General features: G+C 66.2%; 16 protein-coding genes. 10 read left to right on the top strand and 6 right to left on the bottom strand.

What is annotated here, in order from left to right; all coding sequences use genetic code 11:
• Positions 1 to 27: 27 nt before the first annotated feature.
• From AB4Y92_RS11800 to phnF, 4 genes are all read right to left on the bottom strand, one after another.
• Entirely contained in the window at positions 28 to 3,597 is a 3,570-nt protein-coding gene (locus tag AB4Y92_RS11800; protein WP_441819814.1) for a peptidoglycan-binding protein, read from the bottom strand.
• Positions 3,594 to 4,052, bottom strand: coding sequence for a hypothetical protein (locus AB4Y92_RS11795; protein WP_441819813.1), 459 nt, complete (start codon positions 4,050 to 4,052; stop codon positions 3,594 to 3,596). The genes AB4Y92_RS11800 and AB4Y92_RS11795 overlap by 4 nt, the downstream gene beginning before the upstream one ends.
• A 391-nt stretch (positions 4,053 to 4,443) precedes the next feature.
• Positions 4,444 to 6,489, bottom strand: coding sequence for a hemopexin repeat-containing protein (locus tag AB4Y92_RS11790; protein WP_441819812.1), 2,046 nt, complete (start codon positions 6,487 to 6,489; stop codon positions 4,444 to 4,446).
• Positions 6,490 to 6,588: 99 nt separating this feature from the next.
• A complete protein-coding gene (gene phnF, locus AB4Y92_RS11785; protein WP_441819811.1) occupies positions 6,589 to 7,428 on the bottom strand; it encodes a phosphonate metabolism transcriptional regulator PhnF in 840 nt (279 codons plus the stop codon).
• Positions 7,429 to 7,550: 122 nt separating this feature from the next.
• Here phnF and AB4Y92_RS11780 point away from each other — a divergent pair, with 122 nt between their 5' ends.
• From AB4Y92_RS11780 to AB4Y92_RS11760, 5 genes are all read left to right on the top strand, one after another.
• On the top strand, positions 7,551 to 8,687 hold the full coding sequence (locus AB4Y92_RS11780) for an alpha-D-ribose 1-methylphosphonate 5-triphosphate diphosphatase (RefSeq protein ID WP_441819810.1): 1,137 nt from the start codon (positions 7,551 to 7,553) through the stop codon (positions 8,685 to 8,687).
• A 360-nt stretch (positions 8,688 to 9,047) separates the two neighbouring features.
• Positions 9,048 to 11,324, top strand: coding sequence for a TonB-dependent receptor (locus AB4Y92_RS11775; protein WP_441819809.1), 2,277 nt, complete (start codon positions 9,048 to 9,050; stop codon positions 11,322 to 11,324).
• 240 nt (positions 11,325 to 11,564) lie between these two features.
• Complete coding sequence (gene purN / locus AB4Y92_RS11770) at positions 11,565 to 12,248, top strand: phosphoribosylglycinamide formyltransferase (protein WP_441819808.1); 684 nt, start codon at positions 11,565 to 11,567, stop codon at positions 12,246 to 12,248.
• 81 nt (positions 12,249 to 12,329) lie between these two features.
• Positions 12,330 to 13,049 (top strand): DUF3108 domain-containing protein, encoded by a 720-nt coding sequence (locus AB4Y92_RS11765; RefSeq protein WP_441819807.1) that lies wholly within the window; start codon positions 12,330 to 12,332, stop codon positions 13,047 to 13,049.
• Positions 13,046 to 13,735: a DUF3108 domain-containing protein gene (locus AB4Y92_RS11760; RefSeq protein ID WP_441819806.1), complete on the top strand. Its 690-nt coding sequence runs from the start codon at positions 13,046 to 13,048 to the stop codon at positions 13,733 to 13,735. Before AB4Y92_RS11765 ends, AB4Y92_RS11760 begins: the two co-directional genes overlap by 4 nt.
• Before the next feature lie 170 nt (positions 13,736 to 13,905).
• Here AB4Y92_RS11760 and murA read toward each other — a convergent pair whose 3' ends face one another.
• Positions 13,906 to 15,162, bottom strand: coding sequence for a UDP-N-acetylglucosamine 1-carboxyvinyltransferase (murA, locus tag AB4Y92_RS11755; RefSeq protein WP_441819805.1), 1,257 nt, complete (start codon positions 15,160 to 15,162; stop codon positions 13,906 to 13,908).
• Positions 15,163 to 15,273: 111 nt separating this feature from the next.
• Positions 15,274 to 15,516 carry a BolA family protein gene (locus tag AB4Y92_RS11750; protein WP_057941962.1) on the bottom strand — a complete coding sequence of 81 codons (243 nt, stop codon included), beginning with the start codon at positions 15,514 to 15,516 and terminating at the stop codon, positions 15,274 to 15,276.
• A gap of 244 nt (positions 15,517 to 15,760) precedes the next feature.
• Here AB4Y92_RS11750 and AB4Y92_RS11745 point away from each other — a divergent pair, with 244 nt between their 5' ends.
• The 5 genes from AB4Y92_RS11745 (at position 15,761) to lptB (ending at position 19,300) form a co-directional block, all read left to right on the top strand.
• Positions 15,761 to 16,783 (top strand): KpsF/GutQ family sugar-phosphate isomerase, encoded by a 1,023-nt coding sequence (locus AB4Y92_RS11745; RefSeq protein ID WP_441819804.1) that lies wholly within the window; start codon positions 15,761 to 15,763, stop codon positions 16,781 to 16,783.
• 103 nt (positions 16,784 to 16,886) lie between these two features.
• Complete coding sequence (locus AB4Y92_RS11740; RefSeq protein WP_215057985.1) at positions 16,887 to 17,435, top strand: KdsC family phosphatase; 549 nt, start codon at positions 16,887 to 16,889, stop codon at positions 17,433 to 17,435.
• Complete coding sequence (gene lptC, locus AB4Y92_RS11735) at positions 17,432 to 17,998, top strand: LPS export ABC transporter periplasmic protein LptC (RefSeq protein WP_215057986.1); 567 nt, start codon at positions 17,432 to 17,434, stop codon at positions 17,996 to 17,998. Before AB4Y92_RS11740 ends, lptC begins: the two co-directional genes overlap by 4 nt.
• A complete protein-coding gene (gene lptA / locus AB4Y92_RS11730; protein ID WP_235110937.1) occupies positions 17,979 to 18,581 on the top strand; it encodes a lipopolysaccharide transport periplasmic protein LptA in 603 nt (200 codons plus the stop codon). Before lptC ends, lptA begins: the two co-directional genes overlap by 20 nt.
• A complete protein-coding gene (gene lptB / locus AB4Y92_RS11725) occupies positions 18,581 to 19,300 on the top strand; it encodes an LPS export ABC transporter ATP-binding protein (protein WP_057941957.1) in 720 nt (239 codons plus the stop codon). The genes lptA and lptB overlap by 1 nt, the downstream gene beginning before the upstream one ends.
• Positions 19,301 to 19,307 lie beyond the last annotated feature (7 nt).

Genomic DNA, 19,307 nt, shown 5'->3' with positions numbered 1-19,307 from the left:
AAGCTCGTTCGACGACGTCCCGGTAGCCTAGCGCTTCGGGCCCTGGCTGGGATCGTCCTGACTGCGCTGCATCGCCTCTTGGGCGAGCTGTTGATCGCGCTGCTGGTTGAACGCCTGCGCTTCGCGCACGGTGTCCTGCATCGGCGGCGCCGGCGCGGTCGCCGACACGCCCGCCATGAAACCCGGTGTCACGCTCCCAACCCACAACGTGCCGCCGACGACGCCGACCTGCCCCACTCGCTCAGCGTCGGGAATGCCGTTGCGCTTGGCCTCCAGCATCGCGTGGGCCACGGTGGCGTCCGGGACGTTGTCCGGAGCCTGTCCTCGAATCTTGGCGAACATTGCCTGATCTTCCGGCGACAACCGCGATACATCGGTGGCGGGTTGCTCGCGGGCGCTTGATGGCGTCGCCTTTGCCGGCGCCACTTGCACGTCGGTAGCGACCTTGGGTTCATCGGCGATCGAATGCGGTTCACGCGGCAACAAAACATGCGGATCGACGCGCGCAGCGATGTTGGCGTCGGCCAAGGAAGTTTTCGGCACCTGATCCGCGATCGGCTGCAACGCGGCCGGAGCGGCAGGCGCCTGTGTGGCAAGCGGTTGGGTCGGCGCGATATCGGGCAATGGATAGGTATCCAGCCGCTTGATCGCATCCTCGATGGAATCGGCTGTCGGCGTCGGTGGCAGTAGCGAGGCGCGCCTGGATTGCGCCGCGGGTGCGTCCTGCTCGGCAGCCTTCGTCAATTCGATACGCACATGCTGCGCCACCGACAAGGCCTGCAGCGTATCGGGATCGACCCGGCCGCTGTCCGGCAAACCTTGATCGCGCTGAAACTGCCTGACCGCATGCTCGGTTGCTGCATCGAAACGCCCGTGCTGCGGCAAGGGCATATCGTCGGGAGCCCGATAGCCCACGCGCTGCAATCGGTACTGCAACAACTCGACCTGCTGGCCTTGGTCGCCGGGCTTGAGCGTGTCGTCGCCTTCGACGGGTGCGGGAATGTCCTTCGCAACGGGTGGCGGCGCCGCTTCCGCTACGGGAGACGATCCATCGGGACGCGGTGGCTGGGTGGCAACGGCTTCGTGCTTGGCCGACTCGGCTATCGGCTCGGGCTTTCGTTCGCCGTTATTGATTTCGATCGCGGCAGAAGGCGGCACCATCGCAACGGTAGAAACCGTCTCAGCCGACTGCGGCGGCGCACGCGGCTCCTGAACGGCGCCGCGGACAAGTTCCGGATCACGGATTGGCGGCACTGTCGCGGCGCCGACGGCAGGGGATGCGTCGATCGCCGCGGCTTGTTGCGCGACCTGCCGCACTTCGTCATGCGAGAGTCCCTGACGGTTGGCCTCGCGCACTACTTGCTCCTGCGCCTCGCGCTGCTGCGGCGACAACGCGGCGATGCGCAGATCGAGCGCATCGGGCAACTGCGCCGGCCGCGAACGCAGATCGACCAAGGCCAATTCGACTTCCTGTGCGCTGGTGACCGCCCCCACCCGCACCACGCCATCGCCGTCGCGACGCAGATGCGCGATCGGGCTGTGGACGTCGAAGCGGCCGCTCTGTCCTCGCTCCAGATGAAGAGATGTGGTCGCCGCATCGATGCCTTGGCCATCGCGCGTGCGCCGCACCGCTTCCAACGCGGCATTCAGACGCTCCGGATTCGGCGCGACGCCCACGGCCGCATACGCCGTCAGCAGATTCGTTCGGTCCAGTTGTTCGCGCGTGGGCGCCTGCCAGCTCGGGATCGCAGCCACTTGCTCCGCGTGCTGCGCGAGCGCCGGCTGCAACTGCGCGCGTATCCCATCGAGTTCGCGCGGGATATTGCCCTGCGCCATCTCGCCGGATTCGCGCCGCCAGCTGCCATCCTCGGCACGTTGATAGAGCTCCTTGTCCGACGCCATCAATCGATCAGAACTTGCCAATGCGGCATGCACCGCTTCCGGCATCGGCCCCAGGCGCTCCCAGCCGTTGGCGCGATAAGCGATCTCATAACGCGCCGCCACCGGCGCCGGACCGCTGGCGAGATTCTCGCGGATGACCTGCTCGGCCGCGCGATCCAGTTCCACGGCCCGTTCCGGCGAAGCGGTTTCCGGCCGCGTCAGCGGATGGCCGCGGTCGGTACGCGCTATAACCACCTCGCGATGCCACGCGCCACTGTCGGCGTCGTACTTCCAATTGGCCTCCGCCAGGCTGCGTGAATCGCGCTCGTTGGCCGGAAGATCGTAGGGATCGCGCGGCGCTTCCAGCTTGCCCAGCGACAATGCGGTCGCGGCGTTGCTGGCGAGATAATTCAACTCCCGCGCCTTGTCGGGCAAAGCCGAGAACGACTGCTGCGCGGGCGCATCGATCCCGTCGTCCTGCAGGTCGCCTTGCTCCTGCCGCAGCCATTGCTGACCGTTGAAACGCCAGTCCACGCCGTTGCCATCGGTCTGGCTATATATCTTGCGATCGTCCCACCACTGCGCCGCGTTCTCGCCGACATGGCTGCCGGCCATCGCACCAACAGCGACGAACGCGATCACACCGGGGCCGGTTTCCCAACCCACCGCCAAACCTGTGGCGGCGCCTCCGATCCAACCGCCGGTGCCGCGTGCAGCGTAGTGAGTCAGCGCGGATTGAGCGGCAAGCGGATTGTCCTGAGCCAGCAATGTGCCTACGCGCTGGCCTGTTTGTACAGCGTCGTAGGCGCTGGCTGCCACACCGAGCCCAGCCGCGACGCCCATGCGCCTGATGGGTGCGCCCCGCGCGGCTTCCGCTGCACGCGCTTCGCGCGCCAACTGCGCGTGCCAGTCCTCCAGATGTCGTTGTCCAGCCTGCACGTATTCCGTCGGCGGGTTCATGCTGTCGGCCAGCGGCCGGGTGACCGTGGTAAACCTCGGGGTCTTGCCTTCGATTTGGGTGCCGGCGAAGTAGCTGCGGCTGTCCATCAGTAGCGCGCTGTCATCTCCGCGTAGCGGCGCTCCCGCGTAATTAACCGCAACGTGCAATTGCCCAACATTGTCGCGGGCCCGCGCAACGATCATTTCGAACGCGGCTTGCGTGCCATGACTTGACTGGCGTGCGGCGAGCACTTCACGTGGAATGCCTTCGACCGTCGTGACATTCTGGTTTGCGAGGATGTGCGGCACTTCCACCGCACCGAACACCCGACTGGGCTGAGCATCGCCGACGATTGCGCGAACCTCGCCCTTCGTTGCGTCGGCGAATCGCGCTGATGCGTCAGCCCAGGGACCTTCTGTGGGGTGATAGAGCCAGTCGGAGGCAGGCCCACGATATTGGCTTCGAACCAAAGGCTCCGGATCATCAAGATCATGAGCCCTTGCGACCGCGTGAAAGAAATCACGAGAATTCAAAAAATCTGATGCGTGACTTCCATTAATTACCCGAACATCTTCTCCAGCCGCGCGCATTGCGTTGATTACGTCAGTAGACCAAACACCTTTGGTTGCCGGCCCACTGTAAAGCACAGTCAGGCGTCCAGAACTATCTGCATCCACCTGTGCCGCCAGCGCGTGCAACTGGTCTTTAGTCGCGTAATCAGTAGGATTGTTGCGCAGAAGCGCAATCGCCTCGTCCGCCGTGAGCGTCTGCGTCATATCACGCAGCTCCTATCGACCTCCAGCGTGACGCGGTACCCAGACCATTCACGCGAGTAGATACCGAAGCTTCTATAGACAAGTAACGCATCCTCAAGATCTACCAAGATCTGCGCCTTCTTATCCTTTAGGTGCGGAGGTAAACCATTGTTCCCGTTGAGCCAAACCAGCTTCCAATGTGACCAACCAACATTGCCCGCATCCTCTCCACCCGAGATCAAATCAAGCCGGAGGTAAATCAGATCGGAATTCCAAAAAAAGGTCCATTCCGTTCGGTTACGAAGCTCGGGCTCAGCACCACCGCCTGATGCGATGTTTCTTAGATAGATATCTCTATCTCGATCTATCGTCCAATCCCGCGCCCTGGTTCGGCCAACAAAAACATTGTCGTCAATTGCCTTGAGGTCATACTTCTCGACGTCTTCTGCAGGGACAAATTCGTTCACAAAAGGCATTGCAAATGCTCCGTGTCAGCCAGGCGCGTCCTAGCGAATAGTATCACTCAAGAATTCACGATCAGACACAGGCAGCCGACAGCAACAGATGAAGTTAAATCTCGAGCACAACTGCACATTTCGCATTCATTTGATCCACCAAAGTGCGCGATCGCTTTGCTGTCCGCTTATGCGTAGAAGAGCAATAGCCCATTGAACAACCAAGACTCATAGCAGCACACATATTTCCTCAATATTTATCGACAATTGGCACAGCCGATCGCTGCTGTCGCCCCTATTTGAAGACGTTCTCAGAATATCTATCGCTTCGACAGCGAGGAGTCTCGTCAAAGCGGGCATCAGCCTAACGCCGGACCGGACATAGCCGGTCCGGCGGGGATGCTTGGCGATATCAGCGTTCGATCGTCAAACCCAGCTTGTCCGCGAACGCATCGCCGGTGGCGTTGCCGTGTTCGAAACGGATTTCCACCTCAGCCCATTGCGCGTCGGCCGGGACTCGGCCTTGCAGGCTGTAGGTCTGCAAGGGGCCGTTGCCGCTGGCGGGCGCCAGTTCGAACGCGCTGCCGGTGTAGAGCGCTTGCAGGCCCGGCCAGCTGGAGGCGCTGATCGCCGCCGGATAGCCGGCGTCGGCGCGATCGAGCACGCGGTCGTAGCGCAGATACTCGCCGGGCTTGAACGCGTACGACTTGCTGTTGGCGAAGTTCAGCGCGCCCGACCAGTTCGCCGGCCAGTAGCCGCTGCCCGGCCAGGTGGCGTCGGACAGATAGCCGGGGTAATAGCTGTCGGCGCGATCGCTGTCGAGGTTGTAGCGGATGTACTGATCGCCCTTGATGAAATACAGCTTGCTGCGGCTGAAGAAGAACGTCGCCTCGATGTCGCGCGCGCCGCCGGCGAATTTCTCCAGGCCCGGCCAGCTGCCGGCGATCGGCGCGGGATAACCCGGGTCGACGCTGCGCGCGGCCAGGTCGTAGCGCAGGTATTGCGCGTCCTTGAAGAAATACACCTTGCCGTTGCCGGCTTCGAAGGCCGCGTCGATATCGCGCGCGCCGCCGGCGAATTTCTCCAGGCCCGGCCAGTTGGCGGCGATGGATTGCGGGTAACCGCTGGCGACGCGGTCGGCGGCGATGTCGTAACGGTAGTAGTCGCTGCCGCGGAACACGTGGCCGATGCCGGCGGCGCTGAAGCTGGCCAGTCCGCGCAGATCGTAGAAACGCAGGAACACCCGCGCGCGGTGGCCGCTGGATGCGCCCAGGTCGGCGTTGAGCTTGAACGTCGCCGCGCCGTCGCTGAGATTCAAACCGCGCAGATCGACGCGCTGGCTCAGCGTGTTGCTGCGCGAAGTATCGCGACCGATCAGCAGATTCGCGCCGCCGCCGCTGGGCCTCGCCGGCAACCACGTGTACTGCGCGTAGTTCACCACTTGCCCGCCGTTGCCCTTGCGCCAGCCCGGCACGTCGCTGTCGTAGGCACGATCGATGCGGCCCTGCGAATATTCGGCATCGGCGTTGGCGAGCAGATTCACGCCGAGCGCGGGCGCGGCTTCGCGCGCGGGCTTTTGCATCGGCCGGCCGTCGAGACCGGCCGGAACCGCCAGGCCCAGATGGGCGAGGATGCTCGGCGCGACATCGACTTGGCGCGGCGCCAGCCGCAGCGGTTCCAGGCCCAGCTTGGGCACGGATTCGCCGCTGAAGGCGATCAGCGTCTTGCGGTCTTCCGGCGTGTTGTGGCCGTGATGGATCGAGCCGCCGTGATCGGTGCCGACGATGATCAACCAATCTTCGTTGGCGTAGTTCGCACGCGCGCGCAGCTTGGCCGTGAGCTGGCCGATGTAGCCGTCGATGCCGCGGATCGCCGCGGTATAGCCGCTGGCGTCGCGGTTGAAGTACGAGCCGGCGTGGCCGGCTTCATCGGGTTGGTTGAAATCCAGCAGCAGCACGTCCGGACCGGCCGCATCGCCGAGCAATTCCAGGCCCTTGCTGAGCACGTTGGCGTCGCTGCCGGCGCTGTAGACCGTGTCGGCCTTCCACGGAATCTCGGTGGCCAGCGGCGACCACGACAGCGCCGCGGCGGTGCGCTTGCCCGGCGCGACCGCTTCGATGCGGCTCAGCACGTCGGGCCATGCGGCGTAGTTCTTGCCCTTGAAGCTGTTGTCGTAGACGCCGTGCTTGTCGCGCTCCACGCCGGTGAACAGCGACGACCAGCCGGTGCCGCTGATCGCGGTGTCGGCGGTGAGGCCTTCGCGGCCGAGGTAACCGTCGGCGACCAGGGCGTCGAGATTCGGCGTGGGCGTGGTGCCGTACACGTCGCCGCGAAAACCGTCGGTGCCGATGAACAACACCTTCGGCGTCTTGGCCATGGCCGGTGCGGCGGCGGCGCAGGCCAGCGCCAGGACGATGGACGCGGCGATACTGCAGCGATGCAATCGGGAATGCAACATGCGGTGCTCCTGCGGTGAAAGGAGCCCGCAGGCTAGGACGCATCGCCAGCCACTGGCGTGACTCAAACCGCGCAGCCGCCAGGGCCTGGCAAGTTCATGTCACGAATCGGTCATCACCATCAGCTGTACCCAGTCGCCGGCGAAGGAAGTCACGCCGAATTGCACCGGCACGCCCTGGGTATCGACATTGAGCGAATGCACGCACAGCACCGGTCGGCGCGTGGACTGGCCGAGCACGCGCGCGACTTCGGCGCCGGGCAGGCGCGCCATCACCGAGGTGTGCTTGCGCAGATAATCGCGCACACCGAATTCGGCCAGGGTGCGGGTCACCGACAATTGTTCGGCGAATACGCGGTCCAGGCCGGGAAAACGCGAGGCCGGAAACCAGGCCTCGCTGTGGTCCACAGTGCGGCCTTCGACTTCGCTGGAATAGACGATGCGGTGCACGCGTTCGCCCGAGATCAGCCCCAGCGAGCGCGAGACCTGACGCGGCGGGGTCTGGATGCCCGCTTCGATCAGGCGATAGCGGCTTTCCACGTTGAGGTCGTGCATAGCCTTGCCGAAACGGGTGCGGCGGCCGATCGGATAGTGATACGGATGCTCCTGCACGAAACTGCCGCGGCCGGTTTCGGTGCGCAGAAAGCCGCGTTCTTCCAGGGCTTCGATGGCGCGCCGCACGGTGTGGCGGTTGACCCCGAAGCGCTTGGCCAGATCGAACGCCGACGGCAGTTTGTCGCCTTCGCTCAGGTTGCCGGCGCGGATGTCCTTCAGCAGCGAGGCTTCGATCTGTTGCCACAGCGGCAGCGCGGCGTCGCGCTGGGCGGAGTAATCGCCGGCGACATCGTCGCTCTCGCGATGCGGGGTTTCGTCCGTCGCGAACAGCGCGGCGGCCGTGTCGGCGGGGTCGCTGGCTACGACGGCTCGCTGGGTGGATGTCATACAACCTCCATCTGCGCCTGTTTGACTAGACAGGTCGGGCTTGGCATCAGCGGCCATGAGAACGCGCTGGCGTTGCATGGCCGTGACAGAACCCGCCGCCGCGCCGCTTCCCGTTTAGGCAGATGACCGAACTGTTGCTCGACAACGCACGACTGATCCTGCCCGGGGCGGTGATCGCCGGGCATGTGCTGATCGCCGACGGCCTGATCCGCGAGATCGGCCAGGGCCGCAGCCGCTCGCCGGCGGCGCTGGATTGCGAAGGCGATTACCTGCTGCCCGGCCTGGTCGAGCTGCACACCGACAATCTGGAAAAACACCTGCTGCCGCGCCCCGGCGCGCACTGGCCGGCCGCCGCCGCGCTGCGCGCGCACGATGCGCAGTTGCTGGCCGCCGGCATCACCACCGCGCTAAACGCCATCTCGGTGGGCGAAGAAGACGCCGAGGAAGCGGTCGATCCGCAGGCGCTGTTGGCCGCGCTGGCCGAAGCGCGCGAGGACGGCGGTTTGCGGGTCGAGCACGCCGTGCACCTGCGCTGCGAACTGCCCTGCCCGGATCTGCCAGCGCGGCTGGAGCCGCTGTTGCGCACGCCCGGGCTGCGGCTGATGTCGTTGATGGATCACACGCCCGGGCAGCGGCAATTTCACGATCTGGAGCTGTATCGCGGCTACAGCGCGCGCCATGGCAACGCCCGCGATCACGAGCAGTTCCAGGCGCGCGTGCAGCATCTGCAGCAATTGCAGCGGCGTCATGCCGATGCGCATCGCCGCGTGGTGCTGGCCATGGCGCGCGATCTCGGCTTGCCGCTGGCCAGCCACGACGATTCGGATCTGAACCACGTCGCCGAAGCGGTTGAAGCCGGCGCCTGCATCGCCGAGTTCCCGGTCAATCTGGCGACCGCCAACGCCGCGCATGCGGCCGGCCTGCAGGTGCTGGCGGGCGCGCCGAATCTGGTTCGCGGCGGTTCGCACAGCGGCAACGTCGCCGCCAGCGATCTGGCGCGCGCGGGCGTGCTCGACGTGCTGTCGTCGGATTACGTGCCCGGCAGTTTGCTGATGGCTGCGTTCCAGTTGGGCGAGTGGGAGTCCATCGGCTTGGCGCGCGCGGTTGCGATGGTTACGCGTACGCCGGCGCGGGCGGTGGGTTACCGAGATCGCGGCGAGATCGCTCCAGGCCTGCGCGCGGATCTGCTGCGCGTGCGAGTGTCGCGCGGCTTGCCGCAGGTCGAAGCGGTGTGGATAGCCGGTAAGCAACGCTACTGACAGACACCCCGCACCTCTCCCCCACCCATCGCCAGCAGTTCCCCCCTTTGAAAAAGGGGGGCTAGGGGGGATTTGCTTTTGCTGTTACCCGCGCAAAGCAAATCCCCCGCGCTCCCATCAATCACTTCGAAACTCACCCGCGCCGGGCGCTCGCCCCCTTTTTCAAAGGGGGCAAATTCACGGGCCGCTACGCCAGGAAACGCCCTTTTCGACACCCACGCCACAAACTGAACGCGCCGCCCGTCACGACCGACTAGACAGGTACGCCGCGCAGTCCGCCCCACGCGTACGGGCCTTCATATCGCCTCGCTGTAATGCCGCCAGACGCCGCAGCCGTGGCGCGCATTCCTCGAGAACCGCATGAAAACCCCGACCCGCACTCCCCTGGCGCTGGCGCTGCTCGCCGTGCTGCCCCTGGTCTGTCAGGCACAAACCCCGTCCACGCCCGCCGATGCCGGCGTGCGCAACGCCAGCACCGCCGCGGTCGCCGCCGGCGGCGCGCCGCTGGAAACCGCAGCGACGCTGGACACGATCTCGGTGATCGGCCATCGCGAGGTGCGTCAGGTCCAGCACATCGGCAAGGTCGAGCTGCAGGCCAGCGCGCTAGGCACCAATCCGGTCAAGGTGCTGGAGAAACTGCCCGGCGTGCACTTCGTCTCCTCCGATCCGTGGGGCAGCTACGAGTGGTCCAACCGCATCGCCATCCGCGGTTTCGCCCAGAACCAGTTGGGCTACACGCTCGACGATCTGCCGCTGGGCGACAACAGCTACGCGAACAACAACGGCCTGTCGCCCAACCGCGCGATCCTGCCGGAGAACATCGCCGAGCTAGAACTCGCGCAAGGCTCCGGTGCGTTGCGCATTCCCTCCACCAGCAATCTGGGCGGCGCGCTGTTGCTGCATTCCTCCGATCCGGAAAGCGAATTCGGCGCGCGAGTCAACCTCGCCTACGGCGACAACGCCACCTTGCGCAGCTTCGTGCGCGTGGACACCGGCGATCACGGCGGCTTCAGCGCCTACGTGTCGGGCATGCACAGTCAAGCCGATCGCTGGAAAGGCGCCGGCGTGCAGGAGCAGCAGCAGTTCAACGGCAAGGCGGTGTATCAGTGGGATCGCGGCCGCATCGCTGCGTGGCTGTCCACTTCGCGCCGCAACGAAACCGACGATCAGGACATGTCGCTCGACCTGATCCGCCGCTGCGGCTACGACTGGGACAACTACGCACCCGACTGGCAGCGCGCGCTGGCCGCCGCCAAGGGCCAGTTCAGCGGTTGCGTGAAGACCAAGGACGATGCGTATTACCTGGCGCGCGGCATGCGCAACGACGATCTGGCCAGCGTGTCGGGCGAGTTCGATCTCAACGACCAGCTGCGCCTGAACGCCACCGCCTACTACCACCGCAACGAAGGCCAGGGCCACTGGTTCACGCCTTACATCAGCTCGCCGACGATTCCGATGGCGCTGCGCATCACCAGCTACGACATCGAGCGCAGCGGCTTGAACGCGCGCCTGGCCTACACCCTGGACCAGCACACGCTGGAAGGCGGCTTCTGGCTCGAAGACAGCGTGCACGGCGCCGGTCGCAGCTTCGTCAACATCGCCGGGCCCATCGACGATCAGCGCTTCTTCGATCCGAGCGAGTTCGCCCAGCGCCTGTTCCGCCAGCGTTTCGATACCCGCACCCGGCAGTGGTTCCTGCAGGACACGATGCGTTTGTTCGACGAACGCCTGACCATCAACGCCGGCTTCAAGGGCCAGAACGTGGTCACCGACGGCACCGTGGTGGTTCCCGGCCGCGCCGGCGGACGCCTGACCACGCGCGACAATTTCCTGCCGCAGCTCGGTTTGTCGTGGAAGTTGAACGAGCAGAGCGACGTGTTCGCCAACTACGCGGAAAACCAGGCGGCGTTCCGTCCCGGCGTCAACGGCGCGTGGTCGCTGACCCAAGCGTCCTTCGACCTCAGCCGCGCCAGCGCCAAGCCGGAAGAGTCCAAGACCCTGGAACTGGGCTGGCGCTACGGCGACGATCACTATCAGCTGTCCACCACGTTGTACGGCGTCAACTTCGATAACCGCCAGTTGGTGATCGTGCCCTGCCCCGGCGTGGTCAGCTGTCCGAACCAGTTCGCCAACGTCGGCAAGGTGCGCACGCTCGGCGGCGAATTCGCCTTCGTGTGGACGCCGACCGAACACCTGCGCTGGCTCACCAGCTATGCCTACAACGATTCGCAGTACCGCTCGAATTACCTGAGCAGCGGCAAGCTGGTGCAGGTGCGCGGCAAGCAGGTGGTGGATACGCCCAAGCAGTTGTTCGCCACCGAGATCAGCTACGGCGCCGGCGATTTCGAACTGCGCCTGGGCGGCAAGTACACCGGCAAGCGTTACTACACCTACACCAACGACGCCGGCACCGACGCGTTCTGGCTGTGGGATGCGGGAGTGAGCTGGCAGCGCAAGGACGTGGGGCAGATCAAGTCGCTGCGGGTGGGTTTGAACGTCTACAACCTGCTGGACAAGACCTACATCGCGACCTTGGGCAGCAACGGCTTTCGCGACACCGATCCGCAGGGGACGTTCCAGACCTTGCTGACGGGCGCGCCGCGGCAGTGGTTTGTTTCGGTGGATGCGAAGTTCTGATTCTTGCGGGGGCGGCCTGATCTCGAGCCCTCACCCCACCCTCTCTCCCGCACGCGGGAGAGAGGCAGAAGCCGCTTTTACCCCCTTTCCCGCGTGCGGGGTGAGGGGCCGCGCTTGCGAGCCATTGGCTCGCGCGGCACCGAACGCCCGAACGCTACGCGTTCGGGCCGGGGTGGGTCGGGGTGAGGGCCGCCCCCATATCGCCTAAAATGCCGCTCCGCACCCACCGCGCAGCCTGCAATGCCCCAACCGCTCCCCCGCATCGCCGTCCTCGCATCGGGCCGCGGCAGCAACCTGCAGGCCGTCATCGACGCCATCGCCGCCGGCACGCTGGCCGGGCAGATCGTCGGCGTCTACTCCGACAAACCCGGCGCGGTCGCGCTGCAACGCGTCCCCGAGGCGCTGCGCTGGTCGGCCGAGGCCAAGCGTTTCCCCAGCCGCGAGGCCTTCGACGCCGAGCTCGCCGACGCGGTCGCCGCCTCGCGCCCGGACTGGGTGCTGTGCGCGGGCTACCTGCGCATCCTCGGCGACGCCTTCGTCGAACGCTTCCGCGGCCGCACCATCAACATCCACCCCTCGCTGCTGCCCAAGTTCCGCGGCCTGCGCACCCATGCCCGGGCCATCGAAGAAGGCGAGCAAGAACACGGCGCCAGCGTGCATTTCGTGATCCCGGAACTCGACGCCGGCGCGGTGATCGCGCAGGCCGTGGTGCCGATCCACACCGGCGATACAGCCGACTTGCTTGCCGAGCGTGTCCTCAGCGTGGAACACCCCTTATTGCTGGCGGTAATGAGACTGGCGACCCTCGGCCGCCTGGCTGAACACGGCGCAACCGTGAGCCTGGACGGTCATCCGCTATTTACGCCGCTGCGTTTAGATTTCGCCGGCCGATTGACCGACCCGGGCAACGGCAGCGCGGTGTGAACGCCGCGCCCGCGGCGGCAACGCGCGGCCCGGGCACGCACTCTCCCCTCGCGCTGCACGCCCCCAGGACTCACCCGCGTCATGAAGTCCCTCCTGCCCCTGCTTCTGGCCGCCCTGACCGGCGTGGCCGCCCCCGGCAGCGCGCTCGCGCTGGAACCGTTCGTGGCCAACTACCAGGTCTTCAACGGCGGCAAGGCGCTGGGCGATGCGACCATGCAGGTCAAGCCCGAAGCCGGCCATTGGCGCATCGACCTCGACATCCGCGCCGAGCACGGCATGATGGGCCTCACCGGCGCGGCCGCGCAGCAGAGCACGCTGTTCGACCTGGTCGGCGACACTTACCGGCCGTTGAGCCAGACGATGGTGCGCAAGCTGCTGTTCTCCAAGCGCACCATCACCGGCACTTACGACTGGAGCAAGCACGCCGCGCAGTGGAGCGGCGACATCAAGGAACACCGGCGCAAGCCCATCGCGCTGGAGGACGGCGACATGAGCGGCCTGCTGATCAACCTGGCGGTGGTCCGCGACGCCCAGCCCGGCAAGACCTTGAACTACCGCTTCGTGGATTCCGGGCGCCTGCGCCCCCATCAATACCTGGTGGCCCAGGAGCTGGAAGGCGTCAAGGTAGACGACATGAGCTTCAACGCGATGCGCGTCAACCGCGTGCAGAGCGGCAACGAGGAAACCTCGATCTGGGTGGTCGATGGCGTTCCCACCCCTGTGCGCATCCTGCAGCGCGAAGATGGCCAGGACACCTACGATTTACGCCTGGTCGAATACAAAGGAGTCAACGAACAATGACGACCCACCTGTCCACCAAGATTCGCTTCGCCGCCCTGGCCTTCGCCCTGGCCGCGGTCAGCGCCCCGGCTGCGGCGGTCAAGCCGTTCAGCGCCGACTATCAGGCCAGCTACATGGGCATCCAGGGCGCCGGCCGCATGAGCCTGTCCCAGGCCGACGGCAACCGCTGGAAGTACAACCTGTCGATCTCCAGCCCGCTGGCGGAACTGCAGCAGAGCACCACCTTCGACGAGAACGCCGGCCAATTGCGTCCGCTCAGCGGCAGCGATTCGAGCAAGGTGCTGACCAAGAAGAAGACCAAGAACGCCAGCTACGACTGGTCGCGCGGCGTGGCGACCTGGACCGGCGACGTCAAGCCCGACCGCGCCGGCCCGATCAAGCTGCAGTCCGGCGACCTGGACGCGCTGCTGATCAACCTGGCGCTGGTGCGCGACGCCAACGCCGGCAAGCCGATGAGCTACCGCATGGTCGAAGACGGCCGAACCAAGCAGCTGACCTACACCGTGGTGGGCAAGGAAGCGATCACCATCGACGGCAAGTCGCAGCAGGCGACCAAGGTGTCGAGCAAGAACGGCGACAAGGAAACCATCGCCTGGGTGGTACCGGGCATGCCGGTGCCGGCGCGAATTCTGCAGCGCGAGAACGGCAACGATGCGATCGATCTGCGGGTGCAGGCGGTGCGTTGAGGCGGGTGGTGGCGTAACAATCTGGTTGGATCGCAGTATCGGCCAGACGAAAAAGCCCCGCGGATGCGGGGCTTTTTCTTTGCGGCGTCCAAAGGTTGCAGCGACAACAACTGGAACGCTTCGCTTGTCTCCCTCTCCCGCAAGCGGGAGAGGGAATAGTTTCGTAGGAATCACCCAACCCTGCGAATCTTCGCCCCAAGCTTCGACAACTTCTCTTCGATGTTCTCGTAGCCGCGGTCGAGGTGATAAATGCGATCGATCGTGGTCTCGCCCTGCGCCACCAGTCCGGCCAGGATCAACGACGCCGAAGCGCGCAGATCCGTCGCCATCACCGGCGCGCCGCTGAGCTTGGCGACGCCGCGCACCACCGCGGTGTGGCCGTCCACGCGGATGTCCGCGCCCAGGCGCAGCAGTTCGTTGACGTGCATGAAGCGGTTTTCGAAGATGGTCTCGTTGATCACGCCCGCGCCTTCGGCGATGCAGTTGAGCGCCATGAACTGCGCCTGCATGTCGGTCGGAAACGCCGGGTACGGCGCGGTCACCAGATCCACCGCGCGCGCGCGGCGGCCGCCCATGTCCAGGGTGATGCGGTCGCCATCGACCTCGATCTTCGCGCCCGCGTCGCGCAGCTTGTCGAGCACCGAATCCAGGGTGTCGGCGCGGCTGCCGGTGACCGTCACGCGGCCGCCGGTCATCGCCGCGGCGACCAGGAAGGTGCCGGTTTCGATGCGGTCGGGCAGCACGTCGTGGCTGCCGCCGTGCAGTTTCTCCACGCCGTGGACCACGATCCGGCCGCTGCCGGCATGCTCGATGTTGGCGCCCAGGGCGTTGAGGCAGTCGGCCAGATCGACGACTTCCGGCTCCATCGCCGCGTTTTCCAGCACGCTGGTGCCTTCGGCCAGAACCGCGGCCATCAGCACGTTCTCGGTGCCGGTCACCGTCACCACGTCGAAGACGAAACGCGCGCCCTTCAGGCGGCCGTTGCGCTGCGCCTTGATGTAGCCGTTCTCGACCGTGATCTCAGCGCCCAGCGCTTGCAAGCCCTTGATGTGCTGATCCACCGGACGCGAACCGATCGCGCAACCGCCCGGCAGCGAGACCTCGGCCTGGCCGTACTTGGCCAGCAGCGGCCCCAGCACCAGCACCGAGGCGCGCATGGTCTTGACCAGCTCGTAAGGCGCGACGTGACTGTTGACCGTGGTCGGATCGACCGTGATCGTCGCCCCTTCGGTGCTCACGCCCGCGCCGAGCTCGCCCAGCAACTTGGCGGTGGTCAGCACGTCGTGCAGGCGCGGCACGTTGCGGATCGTCACCGGCGCGTCGGCCAGCAAGGTCGCGCACAGGATCGGCAGGACAGCGTTCTTGGCGCCGGAAATCTTGACTTCGCCGTTGAGCGGCTGGCCGCCTTCGACCACGATTTTTTGCATTGGGGAGCCGGGAATGAGATGGGAGGAGCGGAATGCCGTGAGCGGCAATGGTAGAAGCCAGCCGCGGCGCGTGGGTGAGGCGACGGTGAAGTCGGCCCCCGCCCCCGGCGCTTACGACTTGCCGAATTGGGCCTCTTCCGGCGTCATCGTCTTCAGCGCCAGGGCGTGGATCTCGCCGCCCATGCGCTCGCCCAAGGTCGCATAGACCAGGCGGTGGCGGGCCAGCGGCAGCTTGCCGCGGAACGCCTCGGCCACGACGGTGGCCTCGAAATGGACGCCGTCGTCGCCTCGCACCTGCGCTTGCGCGCCGGGCAGGCCTTGTTCGATCAGGGTGCGGATGGTTTCGGCGTTCAACTCAAAGCCTCTGGACGGTACGGCCCGGGGGGCGGGCCGAAGGGAAAAAGCGGCGACCGGGTCGGCGCAGCCTGGCTGCGCGGGCCCGAGGCCGGCTGAATGCGGATGGCCGTACGGCGCGGATGTGCCGGCCGGAACGGCGCTGGGCGGACGAACCGCTTAGAATTGGCGGATTAGCCTAGCGGAAAGCCCTTCGGTCCGAAATGGCGACCTTCGACACGGCACTTCTATGACCGGCCTCCCCATGACCCGACCCGTCCCCGCCAGCGACCCCAATGCCTTGCTCGTCGGCCGCGCCGAAACCGGGCTGGCCGAGAGCGGCCGGCGCGTGTTCGAGATCGAGGCCCAGGCCCTGGCCGCGGTGGCCGAGCGCATCGACGGCGACTTCACCGCGGCCTGCAAGCTGATCCTGGGTGCCCATGGCCGCGTGGTTTGCACCGGAATGGGCAAGTCCGGGCATATCGCGCGCAAGATCGCGGCGACCCTGGCCTCCACCGGCACGCCCTCGTTCTATGTCCATCCGGGCGAGGCCGGGCACGGCGACCTGGGCATGATCACCGACGCCGACGTGGTCCTGGCCCTGTCCTATTCGGGCGAAAGCGACGAAGTGCTGATGCTGCTGCCGGTGCTCAAGCGCCAGGGCAACGCGGTGATCGCCATGACCGGGCGCCCGCAATCCACCCTGGCGCGCGAATCGGACGTGCACCTGGACGTCAGCGTCCCGGCCGAGGCCTGCCCGCTGGCGCTGGCGCCGACCTCCAGCACCACCGCCTCGCTGGCGATGGGCGATGCGCTCGCGGTCGCGCTGCTGGAAGCGCGCGGCTTCACCGCCGACGACTTCGCCCGCTCGCATCCGGCCGGCGCGCTCGGCCGCCGGCTGCTGCTGCACATCACCGACATCATGCACGCCGGCGAAGAAGTGCCGCGCGTGTCCGCGCAGGCCACCGTCAGCGAAGCGCTGGTGGAGATGAGCCACAAGCGCCTGGGCATGACCGCGGTGGTCGACGACGATCAGCGCCTGATCGGTCTGTACACCGACGGCGACTTGCGCCGCACCCTCGACGACGCCGGCGTGGATCTGCGTTCGACCCGGATCAAGGAAGTGATGACGCGCTCGCCGAAGACCATCGGCGCCGACGCGCTGGCGGTGGAAGCCGCGCAGCTCATGGAAACTCACAAGATCAGCGGCCTGCTGGTCGTGGATACTGAACGACGCGTGGTCGGCGCGCTCAACATTCACGACTTGTTGCGGGCCCGAGTGGTTTAACGGCCGGGATTGGGGATTTGGGATTCGTGATTCGCAAAGGCGGACTCGACGATTCCACCCCGCTTCCGCTTGCACCAATCCCGAATCCCAAATCCCCAATCCCGTGCCCTACAGCCACCTCAACGACTACCCCGCCGACATCCGCGAACGCGCCGCCCGCATCCGGCTGGCCTGCTTCGACGTAGACGGCACGCTCACCGATGGCCGGCTGACCTTCGACAGCAACGGGCGCGAATACAAAAGCTTCCACGTCCAGGACGGCCAGGGCCTGTCGCTGTTGCGCAAGGCCGGGATCGCCGTGCATTTCGTCACCGCGCGCGGCGGCGCCATCGCCGCGCATCGCGCCGCCGAGCTGGGCGCGACCTCGCACGGCGATGTCAAAGACAAGCTGGTCTGCGTCAAGCTGATCGCCGAAGGCCTGGGCCTGACCCTGGAGCAAGTGGCGTTCATGGGCGACGACCTCGCCGATCTGCGCATCCTGCCGCACGTCGGCCTGGCGGTCGCGCCGGCCAACGCGCATGCGTGGGTGCGCGAGCGCGTGCACTGGCGCACCCATGCGCGCGGCGGCGAAGGCGCGGCGCGCGAGCTGTGCGATCTGCTGCTGGGCGCGCAAGGCCATGCCGACGACATCTTGAACGGAGCGCTGGGATGAGCTGGCGCGGATGGTTCACCCTGATCCTGCTCACCGCCGCCGCGCTCAGCGGCTGGGCGCTGTGGTCGCAGCGCGACAAGCCGCTGGCCGGCAAGGCCAACGTGCAGCCCGACTACGTGCTCAACGATTTCGAAGTGGTCGTGCTCGACAAGACCGGCAAGGAATCGTTCACCCTGCGCGCGCCCACGCTGACCCGCGATCCCAACATCAAGACCATGGACATCACCACGCCCTTGTTCCTGATCCCGCCCAAGCCCGGCAGCCAGGGCGGCGCCTGGGAAGTGCGCTCGCAGCGCGGCTGGGTCAGCGCCGAGGCCGATGAAGTGCGGCTGCGCGGACAGGTCAAGGCCGACAGCACCAACGCCGAAGGCAAGCCGATCAAGATCGCCACCGAAGAACTGAACGTGTTCCCCGATGCGAACAAGGCCACCTCGGCCGTCGCGGTCAACATGGTCCAGCCGGGCACTATACTGAGCGGTCTGGGCCTTGAGGCCGACCTCGAGACCAAGAACGTGATCCTCAAATCCAACGTCAAGGCGCGCTATGAAGCGAAAGCCCGCTAATCCGCCGGCCCTGTGCCTGGCCGCATTGTTGCTGCTGACGGCGCTAGGCGCCCAGGCGCGCACCTCCGACCGCAACCAGCCGATGGACGTCGGCGCCGACCAGAGCAACTGCTCGGTCGCCAGCGACACCGGCCCGTGCGTGCTCACCGGCAACGTCAAGATCGTCCAGGGCACCTTGGTGATCAACGCCGCCAAGGCCGACATCAAGCGCAGCAACGGCGACATCAGCTACGTGGTGCTGACCGGCTCGCAGGTCACCTTGAAGCAGGAGCTCGACGACGGCAAACCGTTCAACGGCCGCGCGAACAAAGTCGATTACGACATGCCCAAGGACACGGTGATCCTCACCGGCAACGCCTTCGTGGACAACGCCGGCGACACCATCACCAGCGAACGCATCGTCTACAACATGAAGAGCGGCCAGGTGGACAGCGGCGGCGTCGGCGGTCGCGTCAACATGCGCCTGCAGCCCAAGAACAAGGACGCCTCCGCGCCCGCACCGGCCGCGGCCAAGCCCGCGCCGGCCAAAACCGCCCCGGCCAAGCCGGCGGCCAAGGCCACGCCCGCCAAGGGAGGCGGCTGATGCTGGTCGCCCAAGGCCTGCGCAAGGCCTACCGCCAGCGCGAGGTCGTGCGCGACTTCGGCCTGACCCTGGACGCGGGCGAAGTGGTCGGCCTGCTCGGCCCCAACGGCGCCGGCAAGACCACCTGCTTCTACATGATCGTCGGCCTGGTCCCGGCCGACGCCGGCACCATCGTGCTCGACGGCAAGGACATCACCGCCGAGCCGATGTACGCGCGCGCCAAGTACGGCGTCGGCTATCTGCCGCAGGAACCGTCCGTGTTCCGCAAGCTCAGCGTGGCCGACAACCTGCGCCTGGTGCTGGAACTGCGCGACGACCTCGACCGCCGCGGCATCGAGCGCGAACTGGCCAGCCTGATGGACGAATTGCAGGTGACCCACGTCGCCGACCAGCTCGGCGCCAGCCTGTCCGGCGGCGAGCGCCGCCGCGTGGAAATCGCGCGCGCCCTGGCCGCCCGCCCGCGCCTGATGCTGCTGGACGAGCCTTTCGCCGGTGTCGACCCCATTTCGGTCGGCGAAATCCAGCGAATCGTGCGCCATCTCAAGAATCGCGGGATCGGCGTCCTCATCACGGACCATAACGTTCGTGAAACCTTGGGCATTTGCGATCGGGCGTATATCCTGAACGACGGCGGCGTGCTCGCGCAGGGGGCTCCGGACGCGCTGCTGGCCAATCCCGATGTCCGTCGCGTCTACCTGGGCGAAACCTTCCGTCTGTAACCTTCCG

This window comes from Lysobacter sp. TAB13, from assembly GCF_052113885.1.
GTDB classification, from domain to species: Bacteria; Pseudomonadota; Gammaproteobacteria; order Xanthomonadales; family Xanthomonadaceae; genus Lysobacter; species Lysobacter gummosus.
Note: the sequence above shows the minus strand (reverse complement) of the source record. Positions and strands in the feature narration are given on the sequence as shown.

Bases quoted from the DNA above. Each gene is read 5' to 3' on its own strand.
- AB4Y92_RS11780 (WP_441819810.1), top strand. From the start codon at position 7,551: ATGACCGAACTGTTGCTCGACAACGCACGACTGATCCTGCCCGGGGCG.
- AB4Y92_RS11800 (WP_441819814.1), bottom strand. From the start codon at position 3,597: ATGACGCAGACGCTCACGGCGGACGAGGCGATTGCGCTTCTGCGCAAC.
- AB4Y92_RS11745 (WP_441819804.1), top strand. From the start codon at position 15,761: ATGACCCGACCCGTCCCCGCCAGCGACCCCAATGCCTTGCTCGTCGGC.
- lptB (WP_057941957.1), top strand. From the start codon at position 18,581: ATGCTGGTCGCCCAAGGCCTGCGCAAGGCCTACCGCCAGCGCGAGGTC.
- lptA (WP_235110937.1), top strand. From the start codon at position 17,979: ATGAAGCGAAAGCCCGCTAATCCGCCGGCCCTGTGCCTGGCCGCATTG.
- AB4Y92_RS11765 (WP_441819807.1), top strand. From the start codon at position 12,330: ATGAAGTCCCTCCTGCCCCTGCTTCTGGCCGCCCTGACCGGCGTGGCC.
- AB4Y92_RS11775 (WP_441819809.1), top strand. From the start codon at position 9,048: ATGAAAACCCCGACCCGCACTCCCCTGGCGCTGGCGCTGCTCGCCGTG.
- AB4Y92_RS11790 (WP_441819812.1), bottom strand. From the start codon at position 6,489: ATGTTGCATTCCCGATTGCATCGCTGCAGTATCGCCGCGTCCATCGTC.
- murA (WP_441819805.1), bottom strand. From the start codon at position 15,162: ATGCAAAAAATCGTGGTCGAAGGCGGCCAGCCGCTCAACGGCGAAGTC.
- lptC (WP_215057986.1), top strand. From the start codon at position 17,432: ATGAGCTGGCGCGGATGGTTCACCCTGATCCTGCTCACCGCCGCCGCG.
- purN (WP_441819808.1), top strand. From the start codon at position 11,565: ATGCCCCAACCGCTCCCCCGCATCGCCGTCCTCGCATCGGGCCGCGGC.
- phnF (WP_441819811.1), bottom strand. From the start codon at position 7,428: ATGACATCCACCCAGCGAGCCGTCGTAGCCAGCGACCCCGCCGACACG.
- AB4Y92_RS11760 (WP_441819806.1), top strand. From the start codon at position 13,046: ATGACGACCCACCTGTCCACCAAGATTCGCTTCGCCGCCCTGGCCTTC.
- AB4Y92_RS11795 (WP_441819813.1), bottom strand. From the start codon at position 4,052: ATGCCTTTTGTGAACGAATTTGTCCCTGCAGAAGACGTCGAGAAGTAT.